The 18346-nt window shown below is 46.4% G+C and carries 18 protein-coding genes; 12 read left to right on the forward strand and 6 right to left on the reverse strand.

The window, feature by feature from the left end; genetic code table 11:
• The first annotated feature begins 51 nt into the window (after positions 1 to 51).
• From ACSAZL_RS16035 to ACSAZL_RS16050, 4 genes are all read left to right on the forward strand, one after another.
• Positions 52 to 1167, forward strand: a complete 1116-nt coding sequence (locus ACSAZL_RS16035) for a tubulin/FtsZ family protein (RefSeq protein WP_440945608.1) — start codon at positions 52 to 54, stop codon at positions 1165 to 1167.
• Positions 1168 to 1588: 421 nt separating this feature from the next.
• On the forward strand, positions 1589 to 2797 hold the full coding sequence (locus ACSAZL_RS16040) for an iron ABC transporter substrate-binding protein (RefSeq protein WP_440945609.1): 1209 nt from the start codon (positions 1589 to 1591) through the stop codon (positions 2795 to 2797).
• 18 nt (positions 2798 to 2815) lie between these two features.
• Positions 2816 to 3886: a FecCD family ABC transporter permease gene (locus ACSAZL_RS16045; RefSeq protein ID WP_440945610.1), complete on the forward strand. Its 1071-nt coding sequence runs from the start codon at positions 2816 to 2818 to the stop codon at positions 3884 to 3886.
• The gene (locus tag ACSAZL_RS16050; protein ID WP_440945611.1) at positions 3883 to 4677 is read left to right on the forward strand and encodes an ABC transporter ATP-binding protein; all 795 of its coding nucleotides are present in this window, start codon (positions 3883 to 3885) and stop codon (positions 4675 to 4677) included. The genes ACSAZL_RS16045 and ACSAZL_RS16050 overlap by 4 nt, the downstream gene beginning before the upstream one ends.
• Before the next feature lie 208 nt (positions 4678 to 4885).
• On the opposite strand, the gene ACSAZL_RS16055 is transcribed toward ACSAZL_RS16050, so the two are convergent.
• The 6 genes from ACSAZL_RS16055 to hisS all read right to left on the reverse strand — a co-directional run bounded on the left by ACSAZL_RS16055 (position 4886) and on the right by hisS (position 10445).
• On the reverse strand, positions 4886 to 5344 hold the full coding sequence (locus ACSAZL_RS16055) for a 30S ribosomal protein S15 (protein WP_440945612.1): 459 nt from the start codon (positions 5342 to 5344) through the stop codon (positions 4886 to 4888).
• Positions 5345 to 5585: 241 nt separating this feature from the next.
• Positions 5586 to 6893, reverse strand: a complete 1308-nt coding sequence (locus ACSAZL_RS16060; RefSeq protein WP_440945613.1) for a DUF7284 family protein — start codon at positions 6891 to 6893, stop codon at positions 5586 to 5588.
• 111 nt (positions 6894 to 7004) lie between these two features.
• Positions 7005 to 7622: a hypothetical protein gene (locus tag ACSAZL_RS16065; protein WP_440948877.1), complete on the reverse strand. Its 618-nt coding sequence runs from the start codon at positions 7620 to 7622 to the stop codon at positions 7005 to 7007.
• Positions 7603 to 8235 carry a hypothetical protein gene (locus ACSAZL_RS16070; protein WP_440945614.1) on the reverse strand — a complete coding sequence of 211 codons (633 nt, stop codon included), beginning with the start codon at positions 8233 to 8235 and terminating at the stop codon, positions 7603 to 7605. The genes ACSAZL_RS16065 and ACSAZL_RS16070 overlap by 20 nt, the downstream gene beginning before the upstream one ends.
• Positions 8232 to 8735, reverse strand: coding sequence for a hypothetical protein (locus ACSAZL_RS16075; protein WP_440945615.1), 504 nt, complete (start codon positions 8733 to 8735; stop codon positions 8232 to 8234). The genes ACSAZL_RS16070 and ACSAZL_RS16075 overlap by 4 nt, the downstream gene beginning before the upstream one ends.
• A 468-nt stretch (positions 8736 to 9203) precedes the next feature.
• Positions 9204 to 10445 (reverse strand): histidine--tRNA ligase, encoded by a 1242-nt coding sequence (hisS, locus tag ACSAZL_RS16080; RefSeq protein WP_440945616.1) that lies wholly within the window; start codon positions 10443 to 10445, stop codon positions 9204 to 9206.
• A 467-nt stretch (positions 10446 to 10912) separates the two neighbouring features.
• On the opposite strand from hisS, the gene cobD reads away from it, so the two are divergent.
• The 8 genes from cobD (at position 10913) to ACSAZL_RS16120 (ending at position 17755) form a co-directional block, all read left to right on the forward strand.
• Positions 10913 to 12403, forward strand: coding sequence for a threonine-phosphate decarboxylase CobD (cobD, locus tag ACSAZL_RS16085; RefSeq protein WP_440945617.1), 1491 nt, complete (start codon positions 10913 to 10915; stop codon positions 12401 to 12403).
• Positions 12400 to 13383 carry a cobalamin biosynthesis protein gene (locus ACSAZL_RS16090; protein ID WP_440945618.1) on the forward strand — a complete coding sequence of 328 codons (984 nt, stop codon included), beginning with the start codon at positions 12400 to 12402 and terminating at the stop codon, positions 13381 to 13383. The genes cobD and ACSAZL_RS16090 overlap by 4 nt, the downstream gene beginning before the upstream one ends.
• 183 nt (positions 13384 to 13566) lie before the next feature.
• Positions 13567 to 14106 carry an alpha-ribazole phosphatase CobZ gene (gene cobZ, locus ACSAZL_RS16095; RefSeq protein ID WP_440945619.1) on the forward strand — a complete coding sequence of 180 codons (540 nt, stop codon included), beginning with the start codon at positions 13567 to 13569 and terminating at the stop codon, positions 14104 to 14106.
• 17 nt (positions 14107 to 14123) lie between these two features.
• The gene (gene cobS / locus ACSAZL_RS16100; RefSeq protein WP_440945620.1) at positions 14124 to 14960 is read left to right on the forward strand and encodes an adenosylcobinamide-GDP ribazoletransferase; all 837 of its coding nucleotides are present in this window, start codon (positions 14124 to 14126) and stop codon (positions 14958 to 14960) included.
• A complete protein-coding gene (locus ACSAZL_RS16105) occupies positions 14945 to 15556 on the forward strand; it encodes an NTP transferase domain-containing protein (protein WP_440945621.1) in 612 nt (203 codons plus the stop codon). The genes cobS and ACSAZL_RS16105 overlap by 16 nt, the downstream gene beginning before the upstream one ends.
• A gap of 45 nt (positions 15557 to 15601) precedes the next feature.
• Positions 15602 to 16309, forward strand: coding sequence for an ABC transporter ATP-binding protein (locus ACSAZL_RS16110; protein WP_440945622.1), 708 nt, complete (start codon positions 15602 to 15604; stop codon positions 16307 to 16309).
• A 3-nt stretch (positions 16310 to 16312) separates the two neighbouring features.
• Complete coding sequence (locus tag ACSAZL_RS16115; protein WP_440945623.1) at positions 16313 to 17275, forward strand: SufB/SufD family protein; 963 nt, start codon at positions 16313 to 16315, stop codon at positions 17273 to 17275.
• Between the two features lie 114 nt (positions 17276 to 17389).
• Entirely contained in the window at positions 17390 to 17755 is a 366-nt protein-coding gene (locus tag ACSAZL_RS16120; protein WP_440945624.1) for a hypothetical protein, read from the forward strand.
• The last annotated feature ends 591 nt before the right edge of the window (positions 17756 to 18346 follow it).

Below are 18346 nucleotides of genomic sequence, written 5' to 3' on the forward strand. Positions count from 1 at the left end.
ATAACTCCAGACAGGAAAAATGTGGAAATATTCTTGAAATGGAGGAATTTTTTGCTCAATATACTGATAATAGGAAACGGGCAATGCGGGAACAGGATTCTTGATTCCATTAACCGGCATGCACTGGGAGGGGGGAAAAGCTGCGGCAAACTTGCCAGGTTTTATTCCACGCAGAGATTTAAAAGCCATGTCGAAACTCTTGCACTGAACACTGCAATTAATGACCTGAAAGAGATGAAATTTACAAAAGCGAAGGATAGAATCCATATTGAGCACCTTCATGGGGTTGGTGCAAACCGGAATATCGGAAAGCAGGTTTTTGAGGAGAAAAAGGAGATAATAATGCGGCAGATTGAGGAAAGGGGCAATTTTGATATGGCATTTGTGATAACCTCGGCTTCCGGAGGGACCGGTTCTTCGTTTACTCCTCTTCTCGTAAAAGAGATGAAAAAACGATATAATTATCCTGTTTATTGTCTCGTTGTCCTCCCTTTCAGGGAAGAGGGAACGCTTTATCTGCAAAATACTGCCTTTTCGATCCAGGAAATCCGCCAGAACGGAGCTGATGGAATAATCCTTGCAGATAACCAGTACCTGAAAAAAATCGGAGGAAGCATTCAGGAAGCCTATGATGGCATTAACGACATGATTGCCGAACGTATCCTCTTCCTGCTTGATGCCCTTGACAGCGAGATGATGATGGTAACGGATCTGGGGGATTTTCAGACTGTCATGAGAGGGGGCGCAGGGCTTGCAACGATGGGCTTTTTCAGGGCTGATAAGGAAATATCTATCAAAACAGCAATCCAGAATTCACTTTCCCCTTCATACCTTCTGTTTTCAACCAATGTTTATGAAGAAGCAAACAGGGCAATGATTGTAATCAAGGGAGACCGCAAATACCTGAGCATAGATGATATCTCTACTGAAATCGAAAAGCTATCGGGAGCCGTAGGGCATGTATTTAAGGGAATAATCGTACGCAGTGGCGAGTATCCTCAGGTCCTATCTGTACTCACCCTGGAGTCAGCCCGTGAAATGGAAAATCTCTACAGCGTAGCTGTCCAGGCGATTAATCAGGAGAAGGCAAAAAAACAGCGTGTGGAAGAAGGATCTGAAATGGAAAAAGCCTTTTCGCAAATTGAAGGGATGGAGCCCGAATACTAAAATTCAGGTCCTCCTCCTTCTGATATTTTTCTTTCGTTTTTCAGGTTTTTCAGGCATTTTTATTGAACTTATTTTGAACTCGATTTTCCTATTCCGATTTTTCGATTGAGACCTTTTTTGAGCCTGAATTTTCTATTCCGAGATTTCTATTGGAACTTCTTTTAAGTCAGGTTTTTTCCGTTCCGAACCTGTCAAGAAAGTTAATGGTCACAATATATCACAGTGTCAGGAATGAAAAATAACGGGTTCATAATACGGGGGTCATAAAACTTACTTTCACAAGCATGGATATCATCAATCAAAATTAAAATCGTAATAAATCACACCAATTCTAATAAATAATTGATCTTATAAGAATTATCTGAAAAAATTAGTTAACTTTATGTAATACACATTCTCTAGTAAATTAGAGGAAAGTAACATGAAAATCTCCCCATGTATTAAATTAGGGAAACTTATTTTCATCGGAGTGCTTATCGCTGCTCTGGTTGCAAGTTCAGGATGTACGGACAACACCACATCTTCCGAAGATGCAAAAGGCACGGTTCCGGCAGAATCTGAAGGAATCACAACAGGCACCGATGAATTGGTAGAGTCTGCAGAAATCACAATCACAGATGGGTTCGGCAGGGAGGTCACCATACCCGCAAACGTCGAAAGTGTCGTCTGCTCCGGGTCTGGGTGCCTGCGCTACCTGGTATATCTCCAGGCTCAGGACCTCATTGTCGGAGTTGACAGCATAGAGACGAGAGAATCAGAGATTGAAGGCCGTCCCTATGCCCTTGCAAACCCTCAGCTGAAGAACTATCCCCTGATAGGGGAGTTCAGAGGCAATGATGACCCTGAAAAAATAATTGCAATCGGCCCGCAGGTCATTCTCAAGACGGATACAAGCGATCCTGCAACTGCTGCCGCAACTGCCGACGAGCTCCAGGAAAAGACTGGCATTCCTGTAGTGTCCTTCCCTTCAGGATCCATGCGGAGTGAGGAAGATAAAGCTGATATGTACAGTTCGCTCCGGTTAATGGGAGAAGTTGTTGGAAAGGAAGAACGGGCAGAAGAAGTAATTACTTACTTCGAAGAAACAATGGAAGACCTGGAAAGCAGGACGGCAGATATTCCCGAGACCGAACAGAAGACGGTCTATGTAGGAGGAGTGAGCAGTGCAGGAGCTCACGGGATAATTTCCACAGAGCCTTCGTACGCCCCGTTCCTCTGGGTACATGCTGACAATGTTGCTTCGGGAATAGGTGTGGACCATGCCGACATTGCCAAAGAAAAACTCGTTGAGTGGGACCCTGAATATATCTTCATAGACGTAGGGACAATCCAGCTTGGGGACGGCGGAGCCATCAATGAGCTTAAGACAGATTCGGCACTTGCAGGGCTTTCAGCTACGGAGAACGGCAAGATTTACGGAGTGGTGCCCTACAACTACTACAGCACGAACTACGAGTCAGTACTTGCAAACGCCTACTTTGTCGGGACAGTTCTCTACCCGGACCGGTTTGAAGATATCGACCCTGAGACCAAAGCCGAGGAGATATTCACCTTCTTTGTGGAAAAGCCCGTATTTTCAGAGCTGAATGCTCAGTACGACGATTTGGGCTTCACCCAGATTTCTCTGTAAAACGGAGGGTATAAGGAAGTGCATTTTAACGATGGAGAGATTCCGGCTGACTACCTCGGGTATGTGCGGCACAAGTCAATATGTATCCTGGGAGGAGCCACTCTCCTTTTCTTTTTGTTCATATATTCCATTTCTGTCGGGGCCGTGTCCATCCCCCCCTATGAGGTGCTTCAAACTTTGCTGGGGCAAAATATCTCTACCAAGTGGGATGCAATCGTCTGGAACATCCGTCTCCCCCAGGCCCTTACGGCAATTGTAGCGGGAGTCGGGCTTTCCGTTACAGGAGTGGTTATGCAGTCAATCCTCCGAAACCCTCTCGGATCCCCATTTACTCTCGGGATCTCGAATGCAGGAGCTTTCGGAGCTGCTTTTTCGGTAATCGTTCTGGGGACAGGAAAGATGCATTCTACTGTTGCAGATGCGGTCACAATCAATAATCCTTACCTGACAACTATGACCGCTTTTCTCTTCTGCCTCCTGGCCACTGGAGTGATCCTGGTCATCTCCCGGATACGGGGGGCTTCCCCCGAAGTAATGGTGCTTGCCGGGGTTGCTCTCTCTTCTCTCTTTACGGCAGGGACAATGTTCCTGCAGTACTTTGCTGACGACACCCAGCTTGCTGCTGTCGTTTTCTGGACTTTTGGGGATGTGGGGAGAGCAAACTGGACAGAACTCGGGATTATGACAGGGATCGTCCTGCTTGCAATCTTGTTCTTCACCGCCAACCGCTGGAACTACAACGCCATCGATGCGGGGGATGAGACCGCAAAGGGGCTGGGGGTCAATGTGGAAAGGATAAGACTCATAGGCATGGTTGCCGCAGCGCTGGTCTCGGCGGTGGTAGTCGCTTTTCTCGGCGTGATCGGCTTTGTGGGGTTAGTCTGTCCACATATGGTAAGGAGGATCATAGGAGACGACCAGAGATACCTGATTCCCGGCTCTGCCGTTATGGGAGGGATCCTCCTGCTTGCTTCGGATACAGCTGCAAGACTGGTAGTTGCACCTTATGTGCTTCCAGTCGCAGTGCTCACCGCCTTCATGGGAGCGCCCACATTTATTTATCTGCTTATAAGGGGGTATCAACGATGATTCTTTCAGTAGAAGAACTCCAGTTTTTGTATCGTAACCGTAAGGTCCTTCATGAGATTGCCTTTTCAATCGATGAAGGAGAAGTTGTCGCAATCCTGGGACCCAACGGGGTTGGCAAGACTACCCTGTTAAAATGCCTTAACAGGATCCTCCACCCGAAAGGAGGGACAGTCCATATCGATGGGGAAAACCTTTTTGATCTCGGGACAATGGAAATTGCCCGCCGTATCGGATACGTCCCGCAGAGAGTGGAAACAGGAAGGTTGACCGCTTTTGATGCGGTCCTGCTGGGCAGGCGTCCCCATATAAAATGGGATGTCACGCAAAAGGACCTTAAAATCGTTGATTCGGTCTTCAGGTTACTCTCGATGGAAAACCTGCGCCTGTCCTATATCGATGAAATGAGCGGAGGCGAACTCCAGAAGGTAGCAGTAGCCCGTTCCCTTGTCCAGGAGCCAAAAGTCCTGCTCCTTGATGAGCCGACAAGCAGCCTTGACCTGAAGAACCAGGTGGAAATCCTTGCAATTATCCGGCAGATAGTCCTTGAACACAGGATTGCGGCTGTAATGACGATGCACGACCTTAACCAGGCCCTCAGATATGCAGACAGGTTTATCCTCCTGAAGGGAGGGAAAATTCACGCCCACGGAGGAGTGGAGGTAATCACCCCTCAGGTGATCGAAGAGGTATACGGCCTTCCAGTCGTGATAGGGGAGATTTCAGGAATTCGCTGTGTAGTCCCGGGGAACCCGGCATGGGACTGCAACACAGGCTACGTTGCAAGTAGATAACGACGAAGTAATTAAAGAAGAAATGATTAACGACGAAGTGACGAAAAAACGGCACAACTAATGAAAAACAGCACGACTGCATGCGAAAAGAAATTGGATTACACTTTCTGAACCCTCATATTAGAGTACAGAAGGAATTCACACATTAAAAAAGTACAGAAAGGTTTGCCTTCTGGCAAACCCTATTAACTAAATCAAAAATCAAGGATTACCTGGTAATCATCATTTCTGCAGTTTCAGGCTTGTAGAACCAATCTCTCGGAAGTACCTTTTCCTGCTTGTAGTATTTAACAAGCCTTCTGATCTTGGATTCTGTAAGGTTAAGGGAACGCTTGTTGTGGACGTCTTTCTTGTTAACGGAAAGGTGCTTCCTCAGTCCCAGAGCCTTTACGATAAGGTTGGTAAGGTCTTCGGGAATGTTAGGAGCAACGTTGTTTTCCTTGAGGATTGTTGTGACCTTTTTGCCTGTAATGAGCTTGGCGTCAGGGACTCCATAGCGGTCTCTTAAAACCATGCCGATTTCGGCTGTGGAGACACCCTGTTTCCAGAGATCCAGTACAATTGTAGTAACTTCGTCTGCTCCAATCTTGCACCACTCAGGCGGCTCGGTTCTGATAGGCCTGGTGGAAGAGGACTTACCTTTTCTTTTGGTATGCATTTTTGCCATATATGATTCTCCTGATATCAATTGATCGATACCCGAAAGAGTAACCTTCGGGTTGAAGTTATATCTTTACCGATTATAACGGACCAACAAATCGATCGGGAGATTTTAATCCGCCACAGCAAACTGCTGCGTGGCTTTTTTCAGGAACTCCTGCAAAAGCGTAAGTTTTTCGGTAAAAACATCACTAGAGAACGCACCATAGGATATATACTTTGTGTCGGAATTCCGGGATTTCAGGTTATTAAAACGGTTTCCAGAGATAAAGGACTACTCTTGCCCCTCCGGGATTTATCTGTCTGTAAATTGCCTCTATCCGGGCATCCCGCAGAGCCTGAGCTTCAGAGAGATCTTCAGCTTCGAGTATGGCATAGACCGTCTCATTGATCCCACCCGAAAACTCAGCTTCAAGTTCTGCCCTTATCTCTGCTCGGATGCGGTCCGTCAGCAGGTCTTCAAGCAGAGAGAGTTCTGCCGCAGATACATTTTCGGAATAGTTTTCGGAATAGTTTTCGGAATAGTTTTCAGAATAGTTTTCGGGATAGGACTCTGAATCAAGGGCAAACCCGGATTCTAGAAGGTTTGAAAAATATGCATTAAATTCGTCTTCCGTTGAGGAGGAATTGGCCTCACCCGCATTTTCAGATACCCCGTAAAGCAGGGTCTCAAAAGACTCATCTGCTTCCTCTCCGAAAACTGACCCCGAATAGTCCGACGGGAAAATAAGTCCAACAACCGTTTCCGCCCCTTCGAGTGCTGCAGCGTCAAGAGAAGCATTAAAAGCCCGGAGAAGTTCTCTTGAAGCCTTTTCATCAGAAGTGTTAAGGGAAGCTTCAAGCACGGAATCATTTACGCAGGCAAGAAGGGAATCCCTGGAAGGTACACTGACATAAAGGGGCATGGAGAGCTTTGTACTTTGCCGGATAGCATCTGCAGGAGGTTTGTCCCCAACTATAAGTTCGCTCCCCAGAGGAAAAGCTTCCACAGGATACCAGTAAGCTTCAAACCGATAAGAAAACCTTCCTGCAATTTTCCTGTCCAGATAAACAGCGACAGCTTCGGAAGCCTGGTCCGAATAGTCCCCGGCAAGGGGGTTGAGTGAAACGGCTGAACCGTTATCTGACAGGGTAAGGGAGATGGAGAGGTAATCGGCTGTCAGGTCAGCAAAAGTCCTGTGTTTTTGTTCCTTTCCGAAAAGGGTGCGGGCAGGATTTTCCACAACCGAGTTTTCAGGGACTGAAACATTCAGCACTGAAAGAGGAGAGATTTCGTACTCGAAGTCCTCAAGTTTGCAGGAAAGAAGGGATTCGAGCAGATAAGTATCCATTTCTGAAGAAGTCACATATCCGGCTGCAATATACTGTTCATCAGCCTGCAAGGAGGGCATGAGAAGGACCCCGGAAAGTGAAATCAACACAAGCAAAAACAGGGCATCAAAAACTGTGGAATAACCCGAAGATTCCTTGACATGATCAGAAGGTTTATTGACATAAAAAGAAGACTCCTTAACAGCTTCTTCCTTTACTTTTTCATTATTTACATTGTGTGACACTCCGGAATTTTTAGAAACTTTCAAAGACTTCAGAGATTCCACCCCCTGAATCAGAGATCCTTCCCAGGACCCTGTCAATTCATGCTTTCGATGTTGCTTCAGTCTGATTTTTTACACCCATGGAGTTTTATACAGCACCACAGTGAGAGTTCCCGGAACCGACTCTGCAGGGCTTAACTCGATTACAACCGGCACCGAAGCCGCAACTTTTTCCTGTTTCCCCAGAAGGTGGGCAGGTTCGATCATATCAGGTTCAAGAAGCCACTGCCAGCCCCCATCTTCGGTTCGAACTTCGACCAGAAACGGATAGTTTCCTGAAAAAGCTGCAAAGAATTTCATTCTCTCATCAAGCCCGCCGGGACCTGAAAGCTTATCAAGGGCTGACGCCGAAAGCGTGCCCGGGTTTTCAGCCCGAAGAGCAGGCGATTCTGCCAGTGTTCCGGCAAGAAGGGAGGCACTTTCGTAGTTCTCAAGGGCGAAAGAACGGTCCTCATATCCCATATATGCCCTGGACAGGAGGGTTGTAAAGACCACGAACCCGATAACAGCAAGAGCAGTGGCGACAAGATCGGAATGGGGCTCAAGGATTCCCCTTTCATCCTTGAGGATTGAAGTACCGGATGAAGTGCTATATTTGTTCCCAAATTTTCTCCCACCCGCCAGTATATCCCCAACAATTAGGAAATTATTAGTAAGAAGGGAGAAAAACTTACTGATAAACAAGGACACAAGCAAAAGCAGAGACCCCCTCACTGTCCCTCACGTAAATAAGTTCTTTCTTAATGGAGATGTTTTCATCTGCGTTCAAAACTACTTCTTTGGCTCCAGAGACCCGAAGGAAAGCCTTAATTTCCTGAAACTCAGCTGTGAGGGGAGAGTCTTCGTTTCCTTCAGCTCCGAACTCTGTATGCAGCTTCCCTCTGAGTACGGATTCGTTGAAAGGCAGAACTCTGAAAGCAAAGGGCTTTACAGCGCTAAAACTTTTTTCATCGCATTTTGCTTTCAAGTGGACATACTCTCCTGAGATGCAGACCTCTATATTTTCCCTAAATGAAGAGGCTCGAAAGACTTCGTTCTCATCAAAACGGTAGGAAAAATCCTCCGAAACCTCCTCCTGAAAATACCCTGCTCCAGCTTCGTCCACCGTTGCTTTGAAATCCCTGGCAAGGAGATCAAGCTGTTCCCGGGTCTCAAGTACTTTAAACCCGGCAGCCAGTTGGAAAAGGGCTGCAAAGAGAATTACGCTGGCAAGGATGAGGGCTCCCTTTGAAATTAAAAAGTCAGCCCATGCCGATTCGTTCTCTAAAAGGTCCTTTCCCCCACGGATTTTCCCTGACCTCATATTTTCTCATCAGCTCCGGTTTCGGAAATCAGGACGAAAAGCCTTCCAGATTCAGGTTCGATCTTTGTTGAGAGGACTACCGTATGCCTGCCCGGACCAAGTGAAAAGGACCCGTTAAGCTCCGTATTCGAAAAGGAAGCAACTGCAGGATAAAAGGTTGACTTTCTTCCTATGGTTATACAGTAATTATCCGCATCCTCAGGCCAGTTCCCCTCCCGACCAGGCAGGGCTCCGAAGTCCACAGACACCCCCCGGGGTATCCTTAGCTCAAAGGTGATTTCACTTCCCTCTCCACGCATGGAGAGCTGTTCGGCAACTGCAGTTAGTTTTGAAACCTCGTCCAGAGTTTCCTGTTCCCTTGCCTGCTCCAGAAAACCAGAAACATGGACTGAAGAGAGGAGCAAAAGTACGGCAAAGACAATCCCCGTAACTGTGAGCCTGAAGGGAAGCCCGCACACTGCAGATTCATCAGTTACAATTTGACAGGCTGAAACCTGCACCTTACCAGCCTTAACTTTACCCCCCTCCCTCGATCCAGATTCCGGAAAATTTTGGAAACTCGGTGCAATAAAATTTAAGTTGTTTGTCTATAAAAATGTTTGTGTTTGTTTTAATAGAAAAGAAAGTTGATAAATATACATATTGGGATTTATAATGCATAGTTCAAAAGAGTGAAATCGAAAACTTTAGAAAAACCCGGCATTCGATTCTTTTTTGCATGCTTACCAGACAGGTTAATGGAGACGCTTATATCTACCTGAATTGGAAAAAATGGCTTCCGGGTTAAGAAAAGTACTATCCGGGTGACAGGATGGCTCCGTACCTGGGCGGCGCCTGGAGAGAAAACTGAAAGATTCCTTCCGGGCTCCGGAATAGATCACCAATTAATCGGGAACTAACAGAATACACACGAAAAGAAAAAGGAAAGGAAAGGAAAGAAATAAGCCGAAACCGGACAAGGAAAACTTTCAGTCCTGCTGTCCCGTAATCTTTCCAATAATCTCTTCCAGCGTTAGAAGTTCCTGTTCTCCGGAAACCATATCTCTGAGGGTCAGTTTTCCTGCCTCGAGTTCTTTTTCCCCGACTATGATCACATAATCGGCGTCAATGGCATTTGCATAGGAAAGCTGGGCTTTGAAGTTACGCTCCATCAGGTCTATCTGGACAGGCAGGTAATTTCTTAATTCGGTTGCAACCTTTACAGCTTCGATGTGAGTTTCGGGTTTTGAGACCAGCACAAGGTTTTTGGGTGCAGTCGGCACGAGCGGGCAGATCTCCATAATCCTGTCAAAACCTATTCCGAAGCCTGTTGAAGGCACGTCTCCGCCTCCAAAAAGCTGGATAAGCTGGTAAGAGCCTCCTCCGCAGACCTGCTTCTGAGCCCCCAGACCTTCAGCATAAACCTCAAAGACCATGCCCGTATAATAGTCAAGCCCGCGGGCAATCCCGAAATCAAGCGAGTAATCAACTCCGTATGCATCAAGAAGTTTAAGGGTCTTCTCAAAGCTTACAAGCTCGGGGATATTCCCGACTATTTCTTTTACCTTCGGGAGGATATACTTGCCTTCAAGGTGTATCAGGTGGAAGAGGTCAGACTTCAACTGTTCTTCTGCCCCGATCTCCTCAAGCAGGGATTCAAGGCCTGCATACTCTTTCTTGTCCACAAGCCTCATAACCTTACTTACGATCTCGGGTTCAAGCCCTTTTAAAAGCGTACGGATCACTGCAAGGTTTCCAAGCTTCATGTCGCCCTGTATGCCCACGGCTTTTAACAGAGCATCGGCAAGGGCAATAACCTCGGCATCAGAATCGGATTTTCCGCTTCCGATAAGTTCGACCCCGAACTGCCAGAATTCTCGGAAACGGCCTTTCTGGGGGCGTTCATAGCGGAAACAGTTCTCAAAGTAGAATAACTTCAGCGGCTTTGGGAAAGGTTGAAGTTCGTTTACGTACAGCCGCATGACAGGAGCCGTAAGTTCCGGCCTGAGGGTCATATCCCTGCCTCCTTTGTCCGTGAAGTTGTAGAGTTCCCCTACAATTCCTTCTCCGGACTTAAGGGTAAAAAGGTCCAGATGTTCAAACGTGGGCGTAATGATCTCACTGTAGCCCCAATTGCGGGCAACGTTTCGCATAACATTTTCCACGTACCTTCTCCGGGCAGTATCTGCGGGTAAAAAGTCCCGGGTCCCTCTTGGCCTGTTAACTGTCATTTTTTAATGCACCTGGTATATATCGAATTTAGAGAATTTATGCTGAAGACATACTCTGCTGAATGCGCAGACATCCGTTCGGAAAGTCATTATACATTCTTCTATACATTCCACAAACAGGATATAAATTCTCGTAAATAGCCCGTATCCATGTAATTGTACGGGATTTTTTCTGCTCCTCTTCAGCTTTTCTGGATGGAGTAGTCAAAAACAAGCTATTTTACTTTTTCGTTATTTACCCTGTACAGACTAAAAATAAATCCACAGATCATGGGTTAGAAAACCGTATTCTGCAAAGGGACTAACACATAAGAAATATATTTGTTTTGTAAAATAAAGTAGAATGGATTCCCGAAGGCAGAGTTTTCGCGATCAAATAACCACAAAGCAAATAAAGGCAAGTTTGAACCGGCTAATATAATAAACAACTTAATATACAGGATTCACGCTAAATATTTGCGATCAACGTGTCAGAGCAAAGAAGTGTACCTTTAAGGGAGCATCTGCTGGCCCTGAAGCCCTGCTTGCATGGAGGGCTAATCCAGGAAACTTCGGAGATGTACGGGATCCCCGAAAACGAAATCCTCGACTTCAGTGCAAACTTTAACCCTCTTGGAAGTCCCTTTGACTATCCGGAAAGCGGGCTAAACTTTGACAAGATTATTAGCAGGATTCATGCGAAACTCCTGGAATACCCTGACAACAGGTATCTGGAGTTCAGGGAAGCTGCAGCCAGATTTGTAGGTCTGGGAGTAAAACCGCAAAATATTATTCCCGGCAACGGTTCAACGGAAATAGTCCGGCTTGTAGTCGAATCTGTGGTCGAAAAAGGAGACAAGGTCCTTTTACCCTGGCCCACTTTCGGAGAATATGAAATGCAGTGCCGGATCGTGGGAGCAGAACCGGTATACCCTTCACAGGAAGATGTAAATATCCTCTCTGATGAGCTTCTCGAAGAAGCAAAAATCCTTTTTATCTGTAACCCGAACAACCCTACGGGAAAACTCCGCAGCAGAGAAGAGCTTAAAGCCCTTGCAGAACGCTGCAGAGAGCATAAAACCCTTCTTTACGTGGATGAAGCCTTTATTGAGCTTGCAGATCCATCACAGAGCGTTGCAGACCTTCCTGCAGGCAATGACTATGTTTTTGTCATGCGCTCCCTTACTAAGGATTTTGCAATCCCCGGGATCAGGATGGGCTTCGGGATAGCATCTCCTGCTATGGCTGATATACTGAACACAGCAAGGCTGTCCTGGAACCTCGGAGCTATTGCAAACGCTACCGGAGTCGCATTTCTGAATATCGAAGGCGGGATTGACAGTCCATACCTGAAAAAAGCCAGGGAAATGATCCTGAAAGAAGGGGAAACGCTCAAAGCCAAAATTGACAGGATAAGGGGCTTTGAAGCCGGGGAAGTGAATGTTAACTTCATCTTTGTCGATATAAGCAAATTCATGCTTAACTCGAGTGAATTGACTGCACGCCTTGCAGCCCGCGGAGTCCTCATCCGGGACTGCGTCTCTTTCCATGGCCTTGGAAAAGATTACATAAGGGTTGCGGTCAGGACCGAAAAAGAAAACGACCGGCTCATTGCTGCAATCGGGGAAGTTATCACCGAATGGGGCCGGGAACAGGCAAAGAACGAACTGCAGCACGTTATCGAAAAGGCCAGCGAAGAAGGCATCGGCGGCAGGAAGACCTGCGAATATTACCCCTGCCACTTTGAAGGCCAGAACTGTACCTTCTGCTTCTGCCCGTTTTATCCCTGTGGAAACGAGAAAACCGGGGGAAAATGGATCCAGAGCTCAAGAGGCGGTAGGGTGTGGAGCTGTGTTGACTGCCACCTTGTCCATAAGAAAGAAATCGCCCAGAAGATCCTTGACTGCCTTATGCAGGAAGGAGACACGGACGAACTTGTAAAAGTCGCCTGGAAAAAAGTAATGGAGCCTATCTTATGATCCTCCCGGACAGCGGGCACCTTGCTCTGGTACTCCTGCTTGCCGCAGGCATAGATGTCGTCTTCGGGGAACCTCCTGCTGCTGTTCACCCCGTTGTCTGGATAGGAAAATTAATCAACTTTTTGAAAAATGCAGCTCCGAAAACCCACAGGAAACTTTACGGCACTGCAATGGCTCTTTGCTGCGTTTTCTTCGCGTCTTTACTGGGCTATTCCGTCCTCTATATCACAGCTCTTCCGGGAATTCCGGGCTATTTGGCTCTCCTTATAGAAGCCTACTTCCTGAAAGCTACCTTTGCAATCAACTGCCTGCTGAGCCCTGCCAGGGAGATTTATAAACATCTTGAAGAGAACCAGCTGGAGAAAGTCAGGGAACTCCTCCCGATCTATGTAAGCCGGAACACTTCCAAACTGACAAAAACCCAGATGTCTTCGGCAGTTGTGGAGTCGGTATCAGAGAACTATGTGGACGGCATATTGAGTCCGATTTTCTACTATGCCCTTTTCGGAGAACTCGGGCTTGTGGCTGCTTACGCCTTTAAAGCCATAAGTACCCTTGACTCAATGGTAGGGTATAAAACCGAGCCTTACAGGGAACTCGGATACTTCTCAGCAAAGTCCGATGATGTACTGAACTGGATCCCGGCACGGATTTCAGTTATCTTTATTCTTGCTGCAGCCATTACAGTATCCTTATTTAAAAAAGGAAGAAAAATCAATCCCCTCGACAGCGTAAAAACAGCTCTCGAAGACGGGATGAAGACTCCGTCTCCCAATTCCGGCTATCCGATGGCTGCTACTGCCGGGGCTCTGGGAGTCAAACTCGAAAAACCTGACACCTATGTGCTGGGAGCTTCATACCCGCCCACCGAAGTAAAAGATATAAAACGGGTATCCCAATTAATAGCAATTGCCTCAGGGTTTTCACTTGTTGCTTTTGTGGCAGTGATCCAGATAACTGGAATCCATACGTATCTTTGATCTATAGATGAAACCGGAATATGCCCGGCAAGGTGATGATGGAAGCCGTAAACTCCATTATGCTAACCGGCATAAAAGCTTGAAACCGGTTTGTTGTCTTAAGCCCGACCGTTTCAAGATCAAACGTTATAAGAACTTCGCAAAGACAGGAAATAACCGTTTTAGCAACCCGGAGTGATCATTATGAAGTTATCCGATATTGAGGAAAGGGACCTGAAAGAAGGGCAGCCTGAAAAAATAGAGGGAAAAGCTACCGTTGATATCCTTGACGTCCTGGCCGAAGAAGGCATAAGTGTTCAGGATCTTGCGGACACGGCTCTTGAAATGTACGTCCCTCACCCGGGACTTGAAACAAGGGAAAAAGCCGAAGCCCTGTTTAAAAGAGAACTCAAATTCGCCCTTTCGGACCCGAACCTCTGCCTTTTGATTTATTCCGGGATCCTGCTGGAGAGAGAAGGCAGAGCAGGAAGCCTTCCGAACCTCAGCAAAAGTTCCTACGAAAAAGACCTGAGTTTTATAATTGCAGACGAAGTGCTGGGCAACAGCATCGCAAACTACATCAGCGGCTCCAAAGGGACATTCGAGTTTGTCAGGTATGACAAAATAAAACCCGGAATCCTTGCAAACCTGGGGCCTTTTATGGACGATGTTATCGGCGGGCTTATCGGAGGAGTCTCCTCCAATATGTATTCAAGAGGTATGGCAGAGTTTGGGAAAGACTGAAAAACAGGCGGTACATAATGAATTCGTATTTACTTGCATTTAAGTCGGGTTTTGGTTTCCTTTCCACGATCCCCGTAGGAATCAGTATGGAAGGGATCGACGAACTCATGAAAAAGATCTACTTCTACCCTGTCGTTGGAGCCGTACTCGGGCTTCTCATAGGGGCAATTGCATACATAGGGCAATTGATTTTCCCGGGTCCCGTCCTGGCAGCTCTTATCATGGGGTCCGTATATTACTTCACAGGCTTTAACCACCTTGACGGAGTCACTGACATGGGAGACGGCTTCATGGCCCACGGATCCCGTGAGAAAAAAATCAAGGCCTTAAAAGACACGACTCTTGGGACAGGAGGAGTCGCTTTCGGCATGCTTGTACTGCTTGCCTTTTACGGCTCCATAAGATCGGTGCAGGAAGAAGGCATTACTGCTTTTGGTTCCAATCTTCCGCTTCTTATGCTCGCATCCATGTTTATAGCGGAAGTCAGCGCCAAGCAGTCCATGTTAACAATTGCAGCTTTTGGAAAACCTCTCCCACGGCCAAAAGAACAGGCATATCCCGGCCTGGGGGAAATGACGATAAACGGAGCAACCCGGAAAAACTTCCTGATAGGATTTATTTTCGGAGCGGTCGTATGCTTCCTGCCCTTTGGGCTGATAGGGCTGATTCCCTACCTGGCAGCATGCATCTCGGCTCTCATACTCCTTAACAGGAGTTATGCCCACTTTGGAGGCCTGAACGGCGATGGAATCGGCACGGCTAACGAGATTGGAAGGATAACTGCCCTGATAATTATTGCAGTTACCCTCAAACTTTCATTAAATACTGGAGGTCTGGAATGGACGCTATTGTAATGGCAGGAGGGTTCGGACAGAGGCTTGGAATGGGGGAAAAGCCCTGTGTCGAACTGCTCGGAAAGCCGCTCATAACCTATGTGATTGATACCCTTAGATCAACAAAAAGTATAGACAAAGTTTTCGTAGCGGTCTCCCCTGTTACCCCGAAGACCGAAATCATGATCCAGGAACGCTACAAAAGCGAGGTCCAGGTAATAAGGACCTTCGGAGGAAACTATGTGGGAGACATGATCCATGCAGTGGAGACTTCAGCGACGACGGGTCCCGTAATGATTATCATGTCCGACCTACCCCTGATCGACTCCGAACTTATTGATTCGGTAATCGAAAAATACCGGGAAGAAGGAAAGCCGGCACTTTCCGTTTATGTCCCTATCAACGTCTGCAAGGGAGCAGGAACCAGGCCGGATACCGTATTTAACAAGGATGGAAAACTTATCGTGCCCGCGGGAATAAATATCCTTGACAGTTCTCAAATCCGAAACGAACAGGAAGACTTTAATCTGATACTTGATAATCCCAAACTAGCAATAAACATAAATACCGTTAAAGACCTGCAGCGATGCAAGGATTTGCTGCAGTGCTCAAACTAAAATTTGCTAGAGGTGTCATAGATTCTATCCTTAAAAAACCTGATATTGAGCCGTGATGGGAAAAAAATTCTGCGTGGAGTCAACCTCGAAGTCGGAGACCGTGAGGTCCACAGCATCATCGGCGCAAATGGCGCGGGGAAAAGTACACTTGCCTACACCCTGATGGGGCTCCAGGGTTATGAGCATGAGGAAGGCGACATCATTTTTGACGGGGAAGATGTTGCAGTACTTTCGATAACCGAACGCGCAAGAAAAGGCATAACCCTTGCCTGGCAGGAACCCGCCCGCTTTGAGGGGCTGAAGGTCAGGGATTACCTTGCAATAGGGGCAAGAGGCAATGGCGGCATTACGGAAGAAGAGATAAAAGAGGCCCTCAGGAAAGTTGACCTGAAACCCGAAAAATACCTTGACAGAGAAGTAGGCGAGGCATTGAGCGGGGGCGAAAGAAAGCGAATCGAGCTTGCTTCCATCATTACCATGAAGCCGAAACTTGCAATCCTTGATGAGCCGGACTCCGGAATTGACGTGGTCTCCTTAAAAGAGATCGTCTCCCTGATCCGGACGCTCAAAGAAAACGGCTCTTCGGTGCTTGTTATTACGCACAGGGAAGAAATTGCAGCAGCCTCGGATAAAGCCTCCCTGATGTGCGAAGGAGTAATCCTCAGAAGCGGGGATCCCATAGAGATCAGCGAATTTTTCAAAAACAGATGCATACCCTGTGACAGCCGGGTATCACCGCCGAAGGTGGTCTGAAAAATGACTCAGATTACATTGAATGCGCTTTCCAGAGAAGCAGAAGACATAACTGCAGCTTATACAGCAGCCGGAGGAGACGCTGCAGTCCTGCATAACCACGGGCTTGCAAGCCTTGTGGTAAGCGGGAACAAAGTGCTCAGCGCAAATGCAACCGAAGGCATAGTACTTGAGAAGAAAGAAACCGAACACGGCGTGGACATCAAATTGACCATTAAAAAGGGATACAAAATTCCCCTGCCTGTCCACCTCTGCTTTGGGCTGGTCCCTAAAGACGGGCTCCAGGAGATCAAAATGGACTTCGTAGCCGAAGAAGATTCGGCTGTGGAACTTATCGCCCACTGCACTTTCCCGAACGCTGAAAAGGTTATTCACAAAATGGATGCTGAGATGCTTATCGGAAAGAACGCGTCCCTGAAATACACCGAGACCCATTTCCACGGGCCCCACGGAGGAATTCAGGTAATCCCGAAAGCCCATATAATGATTGAGGAAGGGGGCAAATACTACACGAACTTTTCCCTCATTTCCGGAAGGGTAGGGTACCTGGAATTCGATTACAGTGTGGACGCCGAAAAAGATTCGATCTGTGAGATGGTCACCAAGGTCTACGGAAAGGCGGACGATAAAATAAAGATCCTCGAAAGGATCGCCCTTAATGGAGAAAACGCACGCAGCGTAATTAAAAGCCGGCTTGCCATAACCGACAACGCAGAGTCCGTATTCAGGGGAATAACCGAAGGACATGCCCCGAGAGCCCGCGGACACGTTGACTGTATGGAGGTCATCCAGGGCAATGCAAAAGCTGAAGCCGTACCGATTGTCCGGGTGGACAACCCCCTTGCCAAGGTTACGCATGAAGCTGCTATCGGCTGTGTGGACAAAAAGGAAGTAGAAACCCTGATGGCTCGCGGGCTTGAAGAAGACGATGCAATAGACATTATAGTAAAGGGAATGCTGGCTTAAAACCTGCCATTCTATTTCTTTTTATTCTAATCAAACATTTTGTAATGGGGTTCAGCCAATCAAACAATTTATCAGGAAAATTTAGAGGTCTCAACATGGATGGAGGTGGAAAATGTGGGTGGTGAAATAATCATCTCTGAGAAAAGGTATTCGGAAAGAAACCTGCAGCTCATTACCGGAAAAAAGGACATTAGTTCGCATACGATGGATATTCCCGAAGAAATGTTGCTTTTAAGCGAAGTAATCGAAGACCCAAGAAAACTTCCTTACCTGCTGGAAACCTTTTATACTGCGCAGATAAAGAACGAAAAAGCTTTTCATTTTGCCCTGCTCAGGGTCCAGGTCGATTCGGATATAAGGATGCACGAAGACATCCAGAAATACCAGCAAAGAAAATATGTTGCCGAAACCCTCGAGAAACTGCTCTACGGAGAACTTATGCTCTCAGTCGGGGAAAACTCTGGACTTGAGGACGACTGAGCTGGCTGCAGGCAAAACTCACGTATTTTACCAATTTCTGTAGTTTTCTTAACGAGCACGCTGTCAGTATCAAGAGCTTGACGCGCTTTTCAGAACCTCTTTTTATCCGGAGATGTACGAATTTATACTTTGAAATTTACACGTTGAGCTTTATACGTTGAATTTTGCACGTTGAGTTTTACACGTTGAGTTTTACACGTTGAGCTGACCCCAAAACTCAGAACTATGTTCCAAAATCTTGAATCTGGAATAATCCAAAAGCAAAAATATAGAAGTAATTTTTTTTAGATTAAATTAGAAACTTTTTGAGTTCTCATACTTCTCAATTCAGAAAACAAATTTTTATTTTTGAGATTCACTTTTTGAAAATTTTCTTATTATAGAAAAAAATTAGAATGGTATAAAAATTGAAAATTAAGTTATATACCATAAAAAAGAATTTATTGTTTTTAAACATACTAAGAAAAGAAAGATTATTATCGTTGAGGTTACAATTATTTTGCACAGTTCTGTTAAATCATTTCCACATAGTCATTTTTGTAATCGTACTCGGTTGTAAGAACCAGCCTAACCAGAAAAAACTCTGACTTC

Origin of the sequence: Methanosarcina mangrovi, from assembly GCF_052057765.1 — an archaeon.
Lineage (GTDB): Archaea > Halobacteriota > Methanosarcinia > Methanosarcinales > Methanosarcinaceae > Methanosarcina.

Excerpts from the sequence above, each read along its gene's own strand:
- hisS (WP_440945616.1), bottom strand. The coding sequence starts at position 10,445 with ATGACAGTTAACAGGCCAAGAGGGACCCGGGACTTTTTACCCGCAGAT.
- ACSAZL_RS16070 (WP_440945614.1), bottom strand. The coding sequence starts at position 8,235 with ATGAGGTCAGGGAAAATCCGTGGGGGAAAGGACCTTTTAGAGAACGAA.
- ACSAZL_RS16090 (WP_440945618.1), top strand. The coding sequence starts at position 12,400 with ATGATCCTCCCGGACAGCGGGCACCTTGCTCTGGTACTCCTGCTTGCC.
- ACSAZL_RS16055 (WP_440945612.1), bottom strand. The coding sequence starts at position 5,344 with ATGGCAAAAATGCATACCAAAAGAAAAGGTAAGTCCTCTTCCACCAGG.
- ACSAZL_RS16105 (WP_440945621.1), top strand. The coding sequence starts at position 14,945 with ATGGACGCTATTGTAATGGCAGGAGGGTTCGGACAGAGGCTTGGAATG.
- ACSAZL_RS16040 (WP_440945609.1), top strand. The coding sequence starts at position 1,589 with ATGAAAATCTCCCCATGTATTAAATTAGGGAAACTTATTTTCATCGGA.
- ACSAZL_RS16050 (WP_440945611.1), top strand. The coding sequence starts at position 3,883 with ATGATTCTTTCAGTAGAAGAACTCCAGTTTTTGTATCGTAACCGTAAG.
- cobZ (WP_440945619.1), top strand. The coding sequence starts at position 13,567 with ATGAAGTTATCCGATATTGAGGAAAGGGACCTGAAAGAAGGGCAGCCT.
- cobS (WP_440945620.1), top strand. The coding sequence starts at position 14,124 with ATGAATTCGTATTTACTTGCATTTAAGTCGGGTTTTGGTTTCCTTTCC.
- ACSAZL_RS16115 (WP_440945623.1), top strand. The coding sequence starts at position 16,313 with ATGACTCAGATTACATTGAATGCGCTTTCCAGAGAAGCAGAAGACATA.